Source organism: Gracilibacillus halotolerans, from assembly GCF_014206945.1.
In the GTDB taxonomy this organism is placed as follows: domain Bacteria; phylum Bacillota; class Bacilli; order Bacillales; family Amphibacillaceae; genus Gracilibacillus; species Gracilibacillus halotolerans.
In genome coordinates this window covers 207,797-227,653 of sequence record NZ_JACHON010000003.1, presented here as the reverse complement: position 1 = coordinate 227,653, position 19,857 = coordinate 207,797, and the positions used below count along the sequence as shown (strand labels likewise).

Annotated in this window: 19 protein-coding genes; 6 read left to right on the top strand and 13 right to left on the bottom strand. The window is 36.8% G+C overall.

Going from position 1 to position 19,857, the window contains the following annotated elements:
- Positions 1-59: 59 nt before the first annotated feature.
- Complete coding sequence (locus tag GGQ92_RS06555; RefSeq protein WP_184245910.1) at positions 60-959, bottom strand: hypothetical protein; 900 nt, start codon at positions 957-959, stop codon at positions 60-62.
- A gap of 113 nt (positions 960-1,072) precedes the next feature.
- Between GGQ92_RS06555 and GGQ92_RS06550 the strand changes: the two genes are divergently transcribed.
- Positions 1,073-1,606, top strand: a complete 534-nt coding sequence (locus GGQ92_RS06550) for a YcxB family protein (protein ID WP_184245907.1) — start codon at positions 1,073-1,075, stop codon at positions 1,604-1,606.
- Positions 1,607-1,634: 28 nt separating this feature from the next.
- Positions 1,635-2,153: a YcxB family protein gene (locus GGQ92_RS06545; protein ID WP_184245903.1), complete on the top strand. Its 519-nt coding sequence runs from the start codon at positions 1,635-1,637 to the stop codon at positions 2,151-2,153.
- 233 nt (positions 2,154-2,386) lie between these two features.
- On the opposite strand, the gene GGQ92_RS06540 is transcribed toward GGQ92_RS06545, so the two are convergent.
- A complete protein-coding gene (locus GGQ92_RS06540; RefSeq protein ID WP_184245900.1) occupies positions 2,387-3,286 on the bottom strand; it encodes a DUF1002 domain-containing protein in 900 nt (299 codons plus the stop codon).
- 236 nt (positions 3,287-3,522) lie between these two features.
- Positions 3,523-3,900 (bottom strand): RidA family protein, encoded by a 378-nt coding sequence (locus GGQ92_RS06535; RefSeq protein ID WP_184245897.1) that lies wholly within the window; start codon positions 3,898-3,900, stop codon positions 3,523-3,525.
- A 116-nt stretch (positions 3,901-4,016) separates the two neighbouring features.
- Between GGQ92_RS06535 and GGQ92_RS06530 the strand changes: the two genes are divergently transcribed.
- The 3 genes from GGQ92_RS06530 (at position 4,017) to GGQ92_RS06520 (ending at position 5,759) form a co-directional block, all read left to right on the top strand.
- A complete protein-coding gene (locus GGQ92_RS06530; protein WP_184245894.1) occupies positions 4,017-4,418 on the top strand; it encodes a secondary thiamine-phosphate synthase enzyme YjbQ in 402 nt (133 codons plus the stop codon).
- Positions 4,419-4,466: 48 nt separating this feature from the next.
- Positions 4,467-4,817, top strand: coding sequence for a VOC family protein (locus GGQ92_RS06525; protein ID WP_184245891.1), 351 nt, complete (start codon positions 4,467-4,469; stop codon positions 4,815-4,817).
- A gap of 483 nt (positions 4,818-5,300) precedes the next feature.
- Entirely contained in the window at positions 5,301-5,759 is a 459-nt protein-coding gene (locus GGQ92_RS06520) for a hypothetical protein (RefSeq protein WP_184245888.1), read from the top strand.
- 62 nt (positions 5,760-5,821) lie between these two features.
- Here the strand turns inward: GGQ92_RS06520 and uxaC are convergent, their stop codons facing one another.
- Entirely contained in the window at positions 5,822-7,222 is a 1,401-nt protein-coding gene (uxaC, locus tag GGQ92_RS06515) for a glucuronate isomerase (protein WP_184245885.1), read from the bottom strand.
- Between the two features lie 34 nt (positions 7,223-7,256).
- Positions 7,257-8,747: a tagaturonate epimerase family protein gene (locus tag GGQ92_RS06510; RefSeq protein WP_184245882.1), complete on the bottom strand. Its 1,491-nt coding sequence runs from the start codon at positions 8,745-8,747 to the stop codon at positions 7,257-7,259.
- Between the two features lie 142 nt (positions 8,748-8,889).
- On the opposite strand from GGQ92_RS06510, the gene GGQ92_RS06505 reads away from it, so the two are divergent.
- On the top strand, positions 8,890-9,873 hold the full coding sequence (locus GGQ92_RS06505; protein ID WP_184245878.1) for a LacI family DNA-binding transcriptional regulator: 984 nt from the start codon (positions 8,890-8,892) through the stop codon (positions 9,871-9,873).
- Between the two features lie 623 nt (positions 9,874-10,496).
- Here the strand turns inward: GGQ92_RS06505 and larC2 are convergent.
- The 8 genes from larC2 to GGQ92_RS06465 form a co-directional block, all read right to left on the bottom strand.
- A complete protein-coding gene (larC2, locus tag GGQ92_RS06500) occupies positions 10,497-10,958 on the bottom strand; it encodes a nickel pincer cofactor biosynthesis protein LarC2 (protein WP_184245876.1) in 462 nt (153 codons plus the stop codon).
- Positions 10,959-10,961: 3 nt separating this feature from the next.
- Positions 10,962-11,654: a rhamnogalacturonan acetylesterase gene (locus tag GGQ92_RS06495; protein WP_343068778.1), complete on the bottom strand. Its 693-nt coding sequence runs from the start codon at positions 11,652-11,654 to the stop codon at positions 10,962-10,964.
- A gap of 75 nt (positions 11,655-11,729) precedes the next feature.
- On the bottom strand, positions 11,730-13,295 hold the full coding sequence (locus GGQ92_RS06490) for a glycoside hydrolase family 43 protein (protein ID WP_184245874.1): 1,566 nt from the start codon (positions 13,293-13,295) through the stop codon (positions 11,730-11,732).
- Positions 13,292-14,800 (bottom strand): glycoside hydrolase family 28 protein, encoded by a 1,509-nt coding sequence (locus GGQ92_RS06485; protein WP_184245871.1) that lies wholly within the window; start codon positions 14,798-14,800, stop codon positions 13,292-13,294. Before GGQ92_RS06485 ends, GGQ92_RS06490 begins: the two co-directional genes overlap by 4 nt.
- A 1-nt stretch (position 14,801) precedes the next feature.
- Positions 14,802-16,022, bottom strand: a complete 1,221-nt coding sequence (locus tag GGQ92_RS06480) for an MFS transporter (protein ID WP_184245869.1) — start codon at positions 16,020-16,022, stop codon at positions 14,802-14,804.
- Positions 16,023-16,151: 129 nt separating this feature from the next.
- The gene (locus GGQ92_RS06475) at positions 16,152-17,036 is read right to left on the bottom strand and encodes a carbohydrate ABC transporter permease (protein ID WP_184245867.1); all 885 of its coding nucleotides are present in this window, start codon (positions 17,034-17,036) and stop codon (positions 16,152-16,154) included.
- A 17-nt stretch (positions 17,037-17,053) separates the two neighbouring features.
- Entirely contained in the window at positions 17,054-18,010 is a 957-nt protein-coding gene (locus GGQ92_RS06470; protein WP_184245865.1) for an ABC transporter permease, read from the bottom strand.
- Positions 18,011-18,203: 193 nt separating this feature from the next.
- Positions 18,204-19,742 (bottom strand): extracellular solute-binding protein, encoded by a 1,539-nt coding sequence (locus GGQ92_RS06465; RefSeq protein ID WP_246384146.1) that lies wholly within the window; start codon positions 19,740-19,742, stop codon positions 18,204-18,206.
- Positions 19,743-19,857: the final 115 nt, after the last annotated feature.

The following is a 19,857-nucleotide window of genomic DNA, read 5'->3' as shown; positions in this document are numbered from 1 at the left end:
CTTTACACCCCTACCATTCTATTTTTAAATTAATCATCTAACCAATGCAGAACAAAGATTTACTTTTGGAACATTAATAAGATTTCCTGCCATTCCTCTGATTCTTCTTTACTTACCACACTATTATCTCGAGTAGTAACTTGATAGGTACCACTATGATTTGTGAGGAATAGGATGTATTCTTTATCCAATTCAACTGTCTTAGGTACATATATCGTTGTGACTTCTTCTAAATTCTGACTATCTGTTCCTTTAAAGGATTCTAACTCTTTTATTCCAATATTCTTAAAGTATTTATTTTCTATATGAATATTCGTTGGTATAACTCTGCCTATCCAATCAGACGCTTCCACAAGCTCGTCTAAAGTTGATATAGAATTATTGAGGAACATATGTGACGAATTATTCGAGTCTTCAAATGGTGATGGTTCATGAATGGAGGGAGAGTTTTCTATAGCTTCAAAAAAATCACGTTTTTGAAGGTCCTCTTCTAAGAAGGTGTAACTATGAAGAATCATATCCTGTTCAATCCTTAATGAATGTTCTTCGTCTATAGGAGTATGGACGGCTGCTGGATACAACCCACCTTCCCAACGATCTAGGAAGAATACATATTCTTTTCCTATTGTATATCGAGCGTCGCTATAGCTTTCGTATATATGTATACTTTCGTCTGTTCTCTCTCCTTTAAATTGTTGTTCTACATCAAGTACATATTCGATTGTTGTTGAATCAAGTGCAGAGGAATCCTTTATTGTACCACTTACGATAATCACAGCATCTCGTACTAATTCATCTAAATCTTCATATGCTGACTCTGTTTTTATTAGAGATTTAGCTTGTTCAGTTTGAGGAATGTCTCCAAATTCATTTTTATTTCCTGCTAATCCTATAGCTACTCCTACAATTAATAGACTGACCAACACTATTAACCATAATCGTTTCTTTACTATCTTCATCACCGCCTAATGTGGAAAGTTCATAGCAATTTACATCTAGGTGACTATTGAATATTTTACCATAAATGTTATGCTGTTATTGTTATTTTAAATAATTGAAGAAATTTACTGAGGTGGTTACGATTCTAACTGAAGCTAATGATAAGGAAATACAGGCTAACGGAGGTTATACGAGAAAGGAATTTATGATTTTCCATTCTTTTCAAAGACAAAAAATTGTGTTTCTAGTATTCATCTTATATCTTCTCCTTTTCCTTTTGTTAAGTTATCAAATTGTCGATGATTCACTCATTATAGTGCTCTTGTTATTCGGAATACCTATAGTTATTTTAGCCAGTATTTCTACGTTTTTATTTGTAATAGTAGAGAAATTTAAAAATCGATTAGAATATGACTACCAAACATTTCACAGTTGGCATTTTACGATTAATAAAGAGAAAATCATCCAGCACTTTTCAGATAGTTACAGAATAGATATCGACTGGAACGATATTCAAAAAGGCTATGAAATATATGGAATGTTCTTTTTGTATGTAACAAAAAAACATATTATCATTCTACCAATAAGGAACTTTTATTCAAAAAGTGATTATTTGGAATTCAAGAAGTACGCTAAGAAAAATAAAAAAATAAAATTAAAAAAATAATTTAAGTACTTTTTAGGAGGCTACTAGAATGCCAATAAAAAGCGAATTAGAGGTGACAGGTATCGTTGCCTTTTATAATTATAAGGAAGGAATTGATTATCTTTTAAAAAAAGCATATATCGGACCTTTCATCTATATGCCACTTGCTCTACTTTTATTAGGGGTGTTGAGACAAAGCATATCTTCTCTCGTTTCTTTCTTCATATATTTAGTTTTTGGTTTCCTTGCCGCAATTTTCACCTATCAAGTACTGAGCTTAATCATGTTAAAAAAAGTTGGCAAAGAATATGAAACCAATCCACTTTTGAATAGTGAAGTGAAATTTACTATAAACGAAGAAGGGATTACTAGAAGAATATCGTCGAAATCTTATAATTATTATACATGGATTGATTTTAGAAAAGGGATTGAATTAGATAATACTTTTCTTTTCTTCGTTTCCGATAATCAAGCCCTGTATGTACCTAAAACATTTTTTCAATCTACTGAAGAATTAGCGATGGTTAAACAGTTTGCAGGTCAGAACAAATTGATCAAGCTCAAATAAGATTAGTTTTTGTCTATCTTGAGTAAGTTCATGTTAAGGATGCAAGTTATCTCATGTTGAGGCGCTGGTATCTAATATTGAAGTGAGTTATCTCATGTTGGGGTGCGAGTATCTAATGTTGATTCGAGTTATCTGATGTTGAGGTGTTAGTATCTAATGTTGATTCGAGTTATCGGATGTTGAGAGGGCATAAGAAAAAGCACCTTCAACTGAATGAGGGTGCTTATGTTAACTTAATTAAACCAACCTTTAATCGTGTCAATTAGATTGGAGAAAAACTCTTTGACGCCATTCCAGAAGCCTTCTGTGTCTCCACCAGTCACTTCTTGTAGTTTTCCTTTAATATCTTCCATAATACCATCTAATTGGTCTGCTACTTTTCCAAAATCAATGTCAAGCTGACGCATTCTATCAAATAAATTCGTTAGCATTTGACGATCTTCTGGACTTAATTCGATATTCAACTTACTAAGTTGATCTTGGACAATACGCTCCACATCTTCTTTCGTTGCAGGGTTCTGCTCAGAGATTTCTCTCTTAATTTCAGCTAATAATTCAGAAACTTTTTCTTGGTCGATACCTGCATGTTCCGCTAAGTCTGTTGCAACATTTAATTCTTCGTTGGCAACTTCCATTCTATCTTGATCTAAAGACTCACCGTCGACGTTGAACGCCTTATAAATACCTGTGAGAGCAGAATGACCACTTACTTTTACAGGAGACACTACTTCAACATAAGCATCCTCTACCCCAGCAGTTAGAAGCGCGTTCGCATACATTTCATTTGTTACTTGTGTTATATTTTCTGGAGTAACGATATTAACAACAATTCCGAAACCTTCAGCACGTCGAGTTATTTTTGCAGAAGAATACATATTGGAACCTGGGTCTCCACCTATGAATTCTACTAAGTCTGCAGCTGTTACAATTAGTTCTTCAACTTGCTCTGGATCAGTAACATCGACTAAATCTCTCACTTTTTGTCTCTGATCTTCTGATAACTGTTCACCTAAGACAAGTTTCGGCTTTCCATAACGCTCATCAATCCCCATATCTGTATCATCAGCCATCACGGTTACAGAGGATAGAACAAGTCCTATCAACATCATTGCAACAAAAATAATTCTTTTCATAGTAAGTCTAGTCTCCTTCTTATATTCTTTATCATAGACTATGAAAAATTCTAGAAGAATATTAAAGTTAATTTAGAAATAAATTTCTTCATTATCTTATTATACCTTTTTGCTATTAAGTATAGACATATACAATTGTTACTTTCGCTATGTCCTTACAATCCATTCGTTTTAAACAAAGGTTATGTGGGGGTAATAGACAATACAACCTCCACACCACTCACTTTACCATGCAACTATTTTTTTGCAATAACATCCATCTCTACGCCTACCCCTTTAGGTAATTGGGACACTTCTACCGTCGCGCGTGCTGGGTAAGGCTCTTCTAAATAGGCCGCATATGCTTCATTAATCGCTCCAAAGTCATCCATGTTCGTAATATAGATTGTAAACTTCACTACATTTTTGAATGAAAGACCTGCTTCCTTAAGAATAGCGTCTAGATTATTCATAACCTGTTTCGTTTGCTCTGTGATATCTCCTTCTACTACTTCCATTGTCTCTGGGTTAAGTGGAATCTGACCAGAAACAAATACAAGATCTCCTGCATCAATTGCTTGTGAATAAGGTCCAATTGCTTGTGGCGCTTTATTAGTATGAATCGCTTTTTTCAACTAAAATCTTCCTTTCCTCGTATAGATTGATTAAATTTTAACATATTATCGTTTTTAGTAGAATAAATAGTATAAACATTTGTCCATATTTCAACCATTGAGAGGAGAATTTAACGATGGAAGAGTTTTTTCAACTTCGAACCGAAAGTCACGATCAGATTATTGACATAACAGGAGAGGTAGAAAAATTCGTTCGGAATAGCGGGGTAAAGAGCGGTGTAGCAATCGTTTCATCGTTACACACTACTGCAGGAATTACGGTTAATGAAAACGCGGACCCGGATGTCAAAATAGACTTTTTACGCCGACTTGATGAGGTGTTTCCATGGGAGCATCCTAAAGACCAGCATATGGAAGGTAATACTGCAGCACATCTAAAAGTAAGCCTTACTGGCCATAATCAAAGCATCGTTATTTCAGAAGGTCGTTTACTTTTAGGAACATGGCAAGGAATTTATTTCTGTGAGTTTGATGGTCCAAGAAATCGCCGTTTCCATGTGAAAATTATCGAGGGCTGATATATAGATAATAAGGATGCCTTCCAGTAGTTAAAGGAGAGTTTGCAAATGAACCCTTTTTCAAAAAAGATTACAGCTATCTTCATTCCAGTAAGTGACATTGAAAAGGCACGTGATTGGTATTGTGATTTACTAGATTGTGAACCAACCAACGACTTTCCTGGAGGGCATCTCTATGTTATAGAGTTATCAGGCATCAATATCGTGCTAGACAGCAAAATTTATCGTACTGATACAATATTAAAGGAACCCAGCTTTCATTTTGATACCGATGATATTCAATATGCGTATGACTTCATCAAAAGGAAAGGTATTGAAGCAGTTACCGATATTGAACATGGTCATTACTTTATCTTTAAAGATCCTGATGGTAATCATTTAATGCTGTGTCAGAGATAAAAACTGACGAGAATTTACTGTAAGCGTAAAGGAGGGATTAAAATTAAAAGAAAATTCACTTACCTATTAGTTTTAATAACCGTTTCTATTCTAGTAATTGTTAATATAAACACTCCCCGAGAGAATAAAGTAACATTAAACAACACCGAGATTCAAAATGAAGAATCAGATGAAAGTACTGGTTCTGCCGCATCATTATCTAGTTCCGTTTCGTTTGATAAAGGAATCGAGGATTTTGTAAAATACTCTCACAACATTATACTAGGTACCGTCATTTCCGCTTCTAGGTTTGAAGAGGGGGTAAATGAATTTGTAGTTGAGATAGAGAAGGAATTCAAAGGAAATACAGAATCTAAACACATTCATGTAACAGAAGCGATCGATCAATTAAAAGTTGGTGACCAATATTTATTATTTTTAGATAAATTTGAGGGAGGATTTTATCCATCCGCAAATTATACCTCAATAGAAAAGACCAGTATTTTGAAAGTACAGGGAGACTCCCTAGTTCATCACTCACCTTTTCTACCTTCCGAGATGACTCTCCAAAAAACAATTGAAGAAATTAAAAAATCACCTACATTGAATTACCAGAATGTTAAACCAGGAGAAGAAGTCCATGTTAAAGAAACTGCTACACTGGACGAATTAACAAAAGATGCGGATATCATCGCCCAGATAATACCTAGTCACTTTGTGCATGAAAATAAATATACGACACTTGCAGAAGTGAAAGTACTAGAGCAGTATAAGGGGAAATTAACTTCTGACACGAAACTCTTTTTGCCAAGTTCCGTGAAATTAGACGAGGAATACATCGTTTACCTACAAGAAAAAGGAAATATTACTATTGTAGCGTCCAAAAGCGGAAGCCTCATCAATAAAAATAATTCCGAACAATGGAACGAAGCGAAAACCCTAATTGATAAAATGAATAATTAACCCAAAAATAGAGAGACCTTGGCCACTCCTTATAGAGTTACCAAGGTCTCTGTTACTTTCATTTAAAAATCGAAATATTCTTTTGCATTATAATAGCTAATTCCTTGTACAATCTCTTTTAGCATTTCTTCGTCATTCGGGTATTCCCCATTTTCCACCCATTCACCGACTAGATTACACATGATGCGTCGGAAATATTCATGTCGAGTGTACGACAAGAAACTTCTTGAGTCTGTTAGCATGCCGATAAAACGACTAAACACACCTGTGTCTGCTAATTTCTCCATTTGGTCAATCATGCCAAGCTTCGTATCATTGAACCACCAAGCAGTACCGAATTGCATTTTCCCTGGTACTCCTCCACCTTGGAAGCTTCCGATAATTGTCCCAATCGTAATATTATCACGAGGATTTAGTGAATATAAAATTGTTTTAGGCAATGCATCGGCTTGATCTAGCGAATCTAATAATCGAACAAGTGGCTGTGCAATTAATTCATCATTCATCGAATCATATCCAGTGTCTGGACCAAGCTTGTTAAACATACGCATATTGTTGTTTCGATGTGCGTTAATGTGATATTGCATCGCCCAATCTCTCGCATGATATTCAATACCTAGGAATATTAATGTATACGATTTATATTTTTGTTCTTCTTCAAGGGAGACTTTTTCTCCTTGAAGAGCCTTTTTGAAAATAGCAGCAACTTCTTCTTCATCCGCTTCCGCGTATACCATCGAATCTAATGCATGATCCGATACACGACAACCTACATCATGGAAGAAGTCAATTCGCTTAACGAAGGCTTGTAACAAACTGCTGTATGAGTCAATGGATGTATCCGACACTTCCGCTAGTTTATTAACCCAGTCTGTGAATCCTTCGCGATTAATCTCCAAGCCCTTGTCTGGACGAAAGCTCGGTAGTACTTTCACATTAAAGTCTTTATCTTCTTTTATTTTTTCATGGTATTCAAGAGAATCAATTGGATCGTCTGTTGTACAAATTACTTCTACCTTCGACTTCACGATAAAATCACGAACGTTCCATTCACCACTCGTAAGCAACTGATTCACTTTTTCCCATATAGAGGGAGCTGTCTTTTCGCTAAGTGTTTCTTCTATTCCGAAATAACGCTGTAGCTCTAAGTGCGTCCAGTGATATAGAGGATTACCAATTAACATAGGAACTGTCTTAGCCCATGCAAGGAACTTATCGTAGTCACTTGCGTTTCCAGTAATATACTTCTCCTCTACCCCATTTGCACGCATCGCTCTCCATTTATAATGGTCACCATATAACCACACTTGAGTAATGTTTTCAAATTGCGTGTTTTCATAGATTTCTTGTGGGCTCAAGTGACAATGGTAATCAATAATAGGCAGGTCTTTCGCATATTGATGGTATAATTTTTCCGCTGTTTCATTAAACAATTCGAAATTTTCATCCATAAATTTTCTCATCATATCCCTGCTTTCTGTTAATTCATTATTCTAATTAAAGACCGAGTAAATCTAAATGTCTTCCAATATGGCTAACAAGTCCATCACGATACGTATCTTCGTTGTTCAGCAATGTTTCAAAGAATTCTGTATGGAACAAGTCTTTTCCACTGTCATCCTTCGCAGTAAGTAAAATACCGTAAGTTACATGGAATAGTTGACGTGCTGCGTCATGATCCATATATTTCGGTAGGTCAGCATCTGCTGTCTCATTAAGTGGAGCAATACTATCTAAGTCTGGCGTAACATGGTAATACTGCAATGTCTCCTCAAAATGATCTTCTGCATATACATGCATACGACGGTATAAATCTGGATTTTCCTTCGCAATTACACGGATAGCTTCTAACCAGTTCGTACCAGCCGTTTTAATATGCAATACGCCTTCTGTATATTTACCGATGATAGGAAACACACTAAATTTGTCACTACCAGAATGTATGCTTAGCTTATAGCCAAAATGCTTCGCAATCGCTGCGTGCTCGCTCAATTCTTTTTCAAATTGTTGCAGGTCTCCAATATAATCGATACCCTTCTGGAACTCTCCGCAGAAGCGTGGTGCCATACTTTCTACCTTCACTCCACGTCTTTCTAATTCTTTCCCAACAAAGAAATGAGACTCTGGTGCTGTAACTGTTTCCGTTTCATCTATGGAAATCTCAAAATCTATCGGATGATCTGCTTGTTTAATATACTCTGTATACACATGCTCCATGAAGTTAATCGCTTCTCCATAAACAAGGGCATTCTTCGCTAATTTTACCTCGTCGAATGATATCGGTACACCTGCTGCATCAAAGGACTGATTCAAGTAATGATCATGATAGTAATCTTTTTCATCGGATGATAGCTTATTGAATTCCTCTACTATCTCGTCAGATGACATGCCTTCAATATCATTTCTAATTTGCTCTGAACAGTCTAATGTAATAAAGGAGAATCCTAGTTTGATTGCATGAACAATGTCTTCCTCTAATTTAATATGGTCTGCATCCGCACCATAGCCATCTTTATATCCTTCTTGAAAAACCGCAAATGCTGCAGCATCAAGAATATCTGTCATTGTACGATTTAAAAGCGTTAATTCACGAATACTTTGCTGTGCTAAAATCGGTTTTACTTTTCGTTCACGTGTCGTCTCAATATGACCAGGAGAAGCAACACCTAACCGATCCCCCAGTCCCATTGTTGCAATCTCTGTTCCAAATGCTTGAGGACGTGTATAGTCAAAATGTTTCTGGAGTACCTTTGCATTTTCATGGCTTAGTGTACAAACCTTTCCACTTCCAACCGTTTCCCCGTCAAGTTCTTGGATAATATCTCCATCGCCTGCAGCTAGCAAATACTTTTCTGTGCCTGATTTCACCATAACTAAGTTTGTTCCGGCCTTTTGTTCGAACGATTTTTCATACACTGTCAATTCCTGAGAGCTGTTTGGCTGTTTCCCTGCTGCTAACTCATTTATTGCTGACTGAAAATTCTCCACAAAATCCACTCCTTTTTTTGATAACGCTTGCAATTATTTTCACGTTGTTTAACAACGTTGTTATTTTTTATGATATACTATTTAAAAATATAACTCAACCATAAATGACAAAAGAAAAATAAAATTATATTAGGTGATGAATATGACGGTTACGATAAAAGATGTAGCAAAGGTTGCCAATGTTAGTTATTCTACGGTCTCAAAAGCTTTAAACAATAGTCCACTTGTAAAAGAAGCAACGAAAAAAAAGGTGTTAAAAGTTGCTAAGGAGCTCGGTTACGAACCAAATCTTGCAGCAAAACAACTTGTTAGTAAACGAACAGAAGTCATTGGTCTAGTATGGCCAACGATTGAACGTATCGTTTTAGCGACATTAGTTACAAATATTAGTAACGCATTTAAGCAAACGCCATACTCGATGATTTTATCTGTAGATACACCTGAAACAGCAATGGAAACTTTTCGCAAATTTAGTGTAGATGGTATTATTGCCTTTGCTGAGTCCGATTTACCTTTAGAGTCTTTCGCAAATATACCTGTCGTAAATTATGGGGTTTATAAACAAGGAGATGTTTCCTATCCAACAATTGATGCCAATCATGAAAAGGCAATTGAGCTAGCAGTAGATCATCTTCACCGACAAGGACATAAGCACATTGTTTACGCTGGTTTATTAGATACAACAGACCCATTACAGATTGAGAAGGTAGAAAGCTATCGTAAAGCAATGAAGAAGTTTTCTATAGAAAACTGTATCCATGAAGTTGATACAAAAGGGTTAGATTGGCAAGACGGCTATCATGCGGTAGATAAAATTTTACAGAGTGATCCCATTCCAACTGCTATTATAGGTGGTAGTTATGATATTAGCGGTGGAATCGTTCGAGCTTTACAGGAGAGGGAAATCAGCATTCCTGAAGAAATGTCTATCGTGAGTTACGATAACATCCCACAAATGGAAACGATGGAAGTACCAATGACATGTGTTGGTGTTCCAGTTAATGAGTTAGCAAAAGAAATTGTTAGCTCCATTATTGATTTAATCGAAGAAAAAGAAGAAGACGCTTGGATAAAAAAACTTACACCTGTTCTTACCGTCAGAGAAAGTACAGCATTTAATAAATAATATAAATTGAGGCTACCTTTTCATATGAGGAGGTAGCCTTCAGTTTTACAGATTGAGTTGACAGTTCATAGAGTGAGCTTACGGTCCATAGAGACTGTGCGACGGTCCATAGAATGATTTCACAGTTCATAGAGGCAACGGGACAGTTCATAGAATGAGTTCACGGTCTATAGAGACTGCGAGACGGTCCATAGAATGATTTCACAGTTCATAGAGGCAATGGGACAGTTCATAGAATGAGTTCACGGCTCAAAGAGGCTACGAGTCCTAGGATAAAACATTCTCTCCTTGGATAGGAGGGGCTTGATACTAGATGGAATGACTCCACACTAGAAAAGATCCTTTTGAAGCTGATTAAAATTTATCCTATCATGCGGTATACATGATTTTACTAAAGATTGGCTGCCTGCATATAATATTGGTTCTACACAGGCCTAAGAACAGTTGTGTACGATACGCACTTACTCCTAATCCGATATTAAAACGCTTAATCCAATATTCACTCATCGTATTCCGATATTAAAATGCTTAATCCGATATTCACTCATCCTAATATGATATTAAAACGCTTAATCCGATATTCACTCATCGTAATCCTATATCCTCATTATTTTTTTTATCGTTCATGGTTGCTTCCATATTTCCTCGTAGACCAACTTTAGTGGAATATTGTGTTCTTCCGCAATTTGACGGCAATCCTCATATTCAGGCGAAGATTTTATGACCTTCCCATTGTGGATTCCTTCTTTTACTGTAACCGGACCCCATTTCGTTTCTACGATCCTTTGTCTTCTTTCCATCCGATAAACCGTGAGTGGATAATAGCGAAAACCAAGTGTTGTTGTCTCTGTTAATAAGATATCTTTAATCCTATTAAAATGACGTTCCTGGCAAAGTATGTGAAGCTGAACCGCTGGACGATTTTTCTTCATATATATCGGGGAATAGTACACATCATTAGCGCCAACTTCTAGTATTTTATCCATCACATAGCCGAGCCATTCTCCAGGTGTATCATCTAAATTAACTTCTAGCTTCCACATTTCAGTATCTATATGTTCATGATTAGGTGGATGTTCTCCCATATCCTACCCCTCCATAGTCATTTTCAAATAATTCGCAAGTGGATGTTCGAGCTTTCGCAATTCACGGACAAATAGGCCTGCCACCTTACTCGCTCCCATTTCATTTAAATGAGTGTCATCCTTCGCTCCATTAGGAAAAGCTTCATATTCATCAGGTTTTGACCACATGAACCACTGTTTTGATTGTTCTGGTCCAAGCTGTTTTATTGCTTGCTCTGTTAATTTTAACATATCAATTAGAGTAATATTTTCTTCTCGCGCTAAATCTCGCATTGCCTTAGGATAATCTCCGTGAGTATCTTCTAAATTACCCTCAACGTCAAATCGCCTACGTGCTATAGAGGTTGCTAGAATTGGAGTAACATTGAATTGTCGAGTACGTTGAATAAAATGCCTTAAGTTTTGTTGATAGGTTGTAAATGGTTCTGTCGCTCGCTCTTTATCTTCTTTCTGGTCATTGTGACCAAATTGAATAATGACATAACCTCCCGGTTGAAATTGCTTCTCCATTTCCTTCCAACGATTCTCGTCAATAAAAGATTTCGTGCTTCTTCCATTTACCGCGTGATTATGTATGGTTACAGTTGATTGAAAATAGTCGGACATTTTCTGTCCCCACCCCATCTGAGGGAAAGAATATTTTTTGTAGTCAGCCATAGTAGAATCTCCAGCCATATATACATGTACTTGTTTCACAATTTTACCTCCTAATCTATTATAAAGAATAGAAAAACAAAACTGAGCGAACCGCTCAGTTTTGCAGAATTTTTCTTATCTCTCAATCCCATGATATTCAAACCAATCAAAATCAGCATAATTGTCACTCTGCTCTCCATTTGCAGAACAGTACATACCTATATAGGCACCAACAAACCCACCTGCTTTATCCGTACTTAGTATTGTACCATCCTGATCCTTAGCTAGTTCTATCCATTCCCATGCTTTCTCTGAATAATAGAAACTATAGGATTGTCCAATAGCTTCTACCTTCAGATATATTTTGGTATTATCTATCTTTCTCCTTACTATTTCTTCATCCTTACCATCTTCTCTTCTTACAAGACGAATTACTTTTTCTCCATTTATTCGCTCTAAAACCATTCGAAATTGGTAATTATGGTTTTGTAACAGAACAATCCCTGCTGATTCATCCTGTTCTGGTTCGAATTCAACAACTGTTTGCGCGAAAAAGTTAATATGTTGTTGTCTTCTACCAACAAAGGATGGATTCTCCTCTTCCATTATGGTTTCTCTTTTTGCTTTTAATCTTAAAAAGCCAGGCCTTTCTGTTAAAGACCAAAAATCTCCTCTTGGTGTTCGGATAAAATTCCAAATGTCATCTAATGCTTCCGCTTCAAATGGATCATGATGGGCTAATTCAGGGAAACGATGCTCTGGTAGGTTCGGAGCTTTCATCTCGAACTCTACGATTCCTTTACCTGGGTTTACGATCGGCCAACCATCCTCCCAAGTAAATGGTACTAAGAAGCTTTCCCGTCCAAGATTACGATAATACCCTCCATACGTTCTGGAAGCTAAACAAACCATCCACCATTCCCCATTCTGTGTTTCTACGATATCAGCATGACCAACATTTACAATCGGATAGTCTCTGCCTAAATGTCGATGTGTAAGGATTGGATTGGTTTCCGTCATTTCATACGGACCGGTAACATTTTTGCTTCGCGCGATCGTTACAGCATGAGTGTGGCCAGTTCCGCCTTCCGCTATCATTAAATAATACCAGCCATCTATTTTGTAAAGATGTGGCGCCTCTTGCGCATGAGCATTTTTTAACGCGCCATCCCACAAGCTATATTTTGGTCCTACTAGTTGCTTTTTCTCTAAATCTAGCTCTTGTAACCAAATTTCATTATGTTTATGATAGTCTGGTCCACTAGGTGGTTGCCGATTACCTGTATAGTAGACTTTTCCATCGTCATCAAATAAAAGCGAAGGATCAATTCCTGGGGCATCCTCCAACCAATTTGGGTTTGACCAAGGACCTGCAGGATCTGTTGCTGTTACATAGAAGTTGCGCCTTGCTCCCGTTTGGCTCACTACGAAAGTTGTTATCATGTAGAATACACCGTCATGATAGCGAATCGTTGGTGCGTAAATACCGCGTGAATTTGGAGTTTGATCAAGATCCAATTGCTCAGGTCTATCTAGTACATGACCAATTTGTTTCCAATTAACTAGATCTTGACTATGAAAGATAGGTACTCCAGGAAAATATTCAAAACTAGAAGTTACGAGATAATAATCCTCTCCTACCCTGCAAATAGATGGATCTGGATAAAATCCTGGTAGTATTGGGTTTCTAAATGTTCTCATTCCTTCACTGCCTCCCTTTGTTTTAAATAACTAGCTTTATTTTGTTTCCATTGTCTACCTTCAATCGATAAATCCTTCACGTTATCTGTCTCTACTACGACGTTATCATGTTGAGACGTTGTGGAGAACTCATTCAGAGAAATTGTAGTAGCTTCTTCAATAAAAAGCGCTGGCCCTTTACGCTGTTTCACCCTTACATCCTGCAAATAACAGTTCTCTATATATTTTAAATACATCCCTTCGCCACTCATCTCAATTTCTTCCCTCACCATGTCTGGCTCTCCACCAGGGATGCTGGTATCTTCTGTCATTTCCAACGTTAGGTGCGTCAACGTAAGGTCTCTTATCGGCATCTCTGGTAAACCATAAATAAATGCTGCAGCAGCTCGTGTGTTCACCGCTACAATATTATTTATTCTTATTTTCTCTACGATAGGTGTTTTTTCACTCACTTCAATGGCTTCACCGTCTAGTAAATGTTGATTACTTCTGCTTACACCATGGCGATAAAAAGAATTAATCGCAATGGGACAAAGAACGCCATCCATCATAATATTCGTTACTGTAATATTGCGTATGTAAGCACCTCGTTCGCGGTTCGTTTTAATTCGAATCCCTCTATCAGTACCATCAAAAACACAATTAGAAACGGTGACATTCTCTATCCCACCTGAATTCTCGCTTCCAAATACGACACCACCGTGTCCCGCATGCATGATACAGTTTGTAATCGCGACATTTTTTGTCGGTCTTCCATACAATCTTCCATCTTCATTAATCCCTGACTTTAGAGCGATACAATCGTCCCCAACACTAAAATGACAATTAGATATCCGAACGTTCTCACATGACTCTACATCGAGACCATCCCCATTAGGTGTATCATCTGGATTTTCAAACGTAACGTGGTCAATCGCAATATTTTTGCTAAAGACGAGATGTGTATTCCAAAACGGTGAATTACGTAGTGTAATCCCTGAAATGGTAATGTGCTCACTTTCGAAAAATTGAAGGAGAGGTGGACGCAAAAATTGCGATGGCCACTCTACTAAATTCGTATCACCAGGCTCTTTAAAATCTGCATTCCATTTTTTGATTTCATCTGTTTTTGAAGATTGATAGCTTTCTTTCCTTCTAAGCTTCCGATTGACATCCCACCATTTCTGGCCGTTACCATCAATAGTGCCGTCCCCCTTAATCGAAACATTTGACACATTATCACCAAAAATTAACGGCATAAAAGCGTGGCAAACATAGCCAGACCATCGGGTTCGAACAATCGGGTATCTATTAAAATCGTCGGTAAAAGAAAGTACAGCGCCATTATCCAGATACAGTGTTACATTGCTTTGGAGACGAATAGGCCCAGTCTTAAATGTCCCTGAAGGAATATATACCGTTCCACCTCCAGCTTCATGACATGCATGGATTGCTGCTGCTATAGCATCCGTATTATCTTTTCTCTCTCTAGATGCGCCAAAATTAGTAATATCAAACGTTTTCATTTTATCCCTCCATCATCTTATTGTGATTAACTAAGAATGGTAATAGTAATTGAATCATCATTACAGCTAAAATAACGAATCCGACTGTCTGTGTATTAATTTCATTAGAAAATATCATAAATACGACTATTCCTAATCCTCTTCCACAGTTAATGAGCGTTTCTCTAAGAACAACGGATTCTGTTCGGAAAGCCGAGCGAAGCGGTATATGATCTAACCATTGAAAATAATATGCCGCATATGCATTGCCTTGTAGTGGTTTAAACACGTTCTTTGTAACCATGAATATAACGACACTCCACACCGCTATTTCTATCGTGATAAAAATACTAGAAACGATTAATCCAATTGCAGCAATCCATAAATATTGGCGTGTATTCTCTGTCTTGGCAACGCGTGATATTACATAACTTGCTAGAATAGTAACCGCTAGAAAAGCTGCATTTAAAATGCCGACAATTTCTTCTGAGTTAAAAATGCTATAAATTAAGATTGCAGGAACATACATGAAAATCCCTTGTGGAAAACCGATAATAAGCCAGCCAAATAACGCTTTTCCGAATCCCTGTTTCTTTTTAATTATGCTACTTAAATATTTCATATAGTAGGTTCGATGTTGTATGCTTTCTTTCTTAATACGAAAGCTTCCAATTGTAGCGAAAATAAACATAACAAAGGCCATTCCAAAAACGAGCACATAACCAATCAAACTATCAAATAGCCCGATAACGATACCTGCGAGTGCAGGTGCTACAAGGTTAGCCGTACTCATAATCATCTGATTTAGACCTAAATATCGGTGTCTATTTTCATTTGAGGATACTTCATGGACAATGGTAAAATAAGCGACCCAGTAAAGTCCTTGTGCAATACCTCGAAGCAGTGCGAATAGAAGAAAATAGTGCACCATCGCTTCTTGAACGATAACGAGCAATAAATAAAACAAGGCAGTCATAAAAATACCATAGCGGTATATCGTTGTTCTGCCTTTTCTCTTGGACATCTTGCCTATACCGAAAGTCGTCACTGCTTGGGCAAGTAGTGCGACCAAATTATACATACCATTGACCCAAAGATCATTCGTTAGACGCCATAAATATAAATTGACAAATATTACAGATAATGACCCACCAAATTGAAAAATAGCATGATTGATTAATACATTTTTCGCGTGAGTGGATAACCTTTGAGTCTTTTTCAACTTTTGATTATTTTTAGGCACGCAATTATTCTCTCCCTGATATTTTTAACAATGATTCTATCTACTTCGTTACCCCCATAGTAGAAATCGAAAAAATTGGCTAGCGCTGTTGCATGATGCGTAGTGCTAGCCATTTAGTATCCATATAGTTTAACCTTTCACAGATCCTAGTAATGCACCTTTCGCAAAATATTTCTGCAAGAAAGGATAAACAAGCAATATTGGTAAAGTTGCCACAACAATTGTCGCCATCTTAACTGTAACCTCTGGTGGCGGAACATCATCAAAAGCCGCACCATCATAGTTAACACCACTTGCAAGAATAACGATTTGTCGTAATAGTACTTGCACCGGCCATTTGTCTGCATCTGCTAAATATAGAATAGCGTGCATGTACGTGTTCCAATACGTTACTGCATAGAATAAGGAAATGGTTGCAAGCGCCGGAAGTGAAATCGGTAATACGATTCGGAACAAAATACTAAAGTCGTTCGCTCCATCAATTTTTGCTGATTCTTCCAAGCTTGTAGGGATGTTCATAAAAAAGCTTCGTAAAATAATCATGTTAAACGCATTAATGGTAACAGGTATAATCAACGCCCATAATGAGTTTAATAATCCTGTTTGCTGTACGACTAGGAAAGTTGGTATCATTCCACCATTAAATAGTAATGTAAATACGATTAAGAAGTTAATAACACGACGACCTACTAAGTCTCTTCGGGATAAACCGTATGCTGTCAGAGTCGAGAAAAGCATACTCCATAATGTTCCCCCGACAGTAACTAGAACGGATACAAATAACGCTCGAAAGATTGTATCGGTCGAAAAGATATATTTATATGCTGTCAACGTAAACTCTGTTGGAAATAGTAAAAATTTTGTATTTGCAACCTCCGCACTCGTCGCAAAGGAACTTCCAACCACATGAACAAACGGTATAAAAGTGATCAACGCAAAAAGTAATAATAATGAGTAATTGACTACATCAAAGACTGCACTACCTGTAGATATTCTTTTTCTTTTTTTAGCCATAAGCTCGTCTCCTTCCTCTAGTAAATACCTTCTTCGTTAAATTTCTTCGCTAGCCAGTTCGCAAAAACAACTAACACTAAACCGACTCCACCTTTAAAGAATCCTACTGCGGTACTGTAACTGAATTGACCTTGTTGTAAACCAGCCACATACACATAGGTATCAAATATCTCAGCTACATTACGGTTAGAGGAATTTAACAATAAATACACATGCTCGAAACCTAATTCTAAAACATCACCAATTTTCAAAATAAGTAGAATGATAATAACGTTTCGAATTGCAGGTAATGTAATATGCCACATTTGACGGAAACGGCCTGCTCCATCCATACGAGCTGCTTCATACAACTGTGGATCAACTGCTGTTATCGCTGCTAGGAAAATAATTGTACCCCAACCAGCCTCACGCCATATAACTTGTAAAATATACATTGGCCGGAACCAATCTTCATTTAAAAGAAAGTTTATTTTACTTAAACCTATTGAGTCTAAAATTTCATTGATAATCCCACCATCAAGAGTTAGCATCACATAACTGATGGATACAATAACAACCCAAGACATAAAGTGAGGAATATATACAATCGTTTGAATACCTCGTTTAAATAAACTATGACGAACCTCATTTAACATAAGCGATAATATAATTGGAACTGGGAAATAGATTAATAACTGTAAAGCAAATAGTACCAATGTGTTTTTGAATATCATCCAAAATTCAGGGCTTGTGAACAACCTCTGAAAATGTTCAAATCCTACCCATTCACTCCCCATAATTCCTTGATAAGGTTTGTAATCTTGGAAAGAAATAATGAGTCCATACATCGGCAAATATTTGTAAATTAGAAAGTAAATCAATCCAGGCGCAATCATTAAATAAAGGTATTTATTCTTTCTTAGTTTCTTCCAAGTTTCTGATTTTCTTTTTTTCTTAAGAGTATTCTTATCTTGTATCACTGTACTTGTTCCCATAAGCAGTATCCTTTCTTTTTATATTTGGTTGTACTCTAAATGGAACAGATGGCAAATGACCATTATCTTATGAGTTACTCTTTTTGTTAGGGAGCATGAGGTTCTTTAAGGCAACTGACATAACATAATGATCATCTCCTATCCTTGTAAAAAATCGAGATAGGGGCTCCCGAGAGAGCCCTACCTCTAACTATCATTCTGACGCGTTAAATTCTTCGATAATTTTGTCTCCACCTTGTGATTGCCAATTTTCAACTGCAGCCTCGAAACCTGCTTCATCTAACTGACCGATGATGTAGTTGTATGTCGCGTCTGTAATAATTTGCTGTAATCGCGCACCATCTTGAACGAATGTTTCTGAATATAATGGTACGGTTGGGTTTTCAATTAAGTAATTCTCATTATCTTTAAATAGCTCTTCTGATTTTGCTTTTGGTTCATATTCGAAATATCCTTCGTAGCGACCACTTGTTTCTGCTTCACCAATTTCAATTGCTTGGTAAGGCTTTACTTCTCTCTCACTAACCTCTGAATCTAACACTTTTGCAAATCCATCTACTACTTCATAATGTTCGCCTTCAATACCCCAGTAAGCAGTGTTTGCCACTTCTGGTGTCATCATTTTGTCAAAGAACGCTAGTATCTTTCTTAGATCATCTTCTGTTTCTACCGAGCTTTTCGGGAACATTACTAGGTTACCGAAACCTGGAATTGCCCAAATACCAAATTCACCATGTGGACCTTTTACCTGGTTATGAACATCAAATTCAACTTCTGGGTTAATCGCAACCGCATCATTATAAAGACTGATTACATCACCCATAGATCCTACGTAAATTCCTGCTGAACCATTTTTAAAGAATTCCTGTTGATCTGTTTTACTCGTTACAGGGAAGTCTTGGTTGATGTATCCGTTTTCATGCATTTCCTTAAAAAAGTCCATCGTTTGTTTGTACTCATCAAACATAAACTCTGGTAGAAGTTGACCATCTTTTTCACCCCACTCGTTTGGAGTTCCAAACCAGGAAGCTACTGTTTTAAATGCACCATATACTAAATCACTTCTGTCTGTTACACCAAACGTATCATCTTTTCCATTTCCGTCTGGATCATCTTCTGTAAATGCTCTTGCCATTTCCATAAATTCATCAGTTGTAGTTGGTGCGGCTAAACCAAGATTATCTGCCCAGTCTTTACGATAAATGATTCCTTGTCTTGAAAGAGGACGACCTTGGTAGAGAGTATAGAGCTTACCGTTAACTCTCGTATTATCTTGTACGTTTTCCTTAAGCTTCTTTAAATTCTCAAATTCATCAAGATAATCATCTAACTCCCAAAACTGCTCATCTTCAATTGCTTCTCTAAATTGTAGGAATGTTGTTTGGTTCTTCATGAACACTGCTTGTGGTAATGAACTTGTTGCAAACGCTGTATTCAATCTATCCTCATAGTTGTTATCTGGAACCCATTGAATCTCTACATCTGTGTTTGTTGCTTCTTCAATTTTGTTTAATACTTTTTCATCTGGTACTTCTGGTGTGTGTAAGTTTGCCATGATAGTAAAAGAATACGCTTCATCTGATTCATCTGATTCTTCATCGCTGTTAGCATTTTCTTCTGTATCATTATTGCTAGTATTGTCTCCTCCACCACTTTCTTCTGAACTGTCTCCACAAGCGGTTAAAACAATTGCGAATAAAATCATGATGATAAGTGCTAAAAATCTTTTCATGTTACTCAAACTAACCACCCTCCATTTTTATAAAATTGTAGAAAACTTCTGTCATCTGACAGGTACACCTTCATGTTATAGGACAGAACTACATTTTGTATATAATCACTTTATC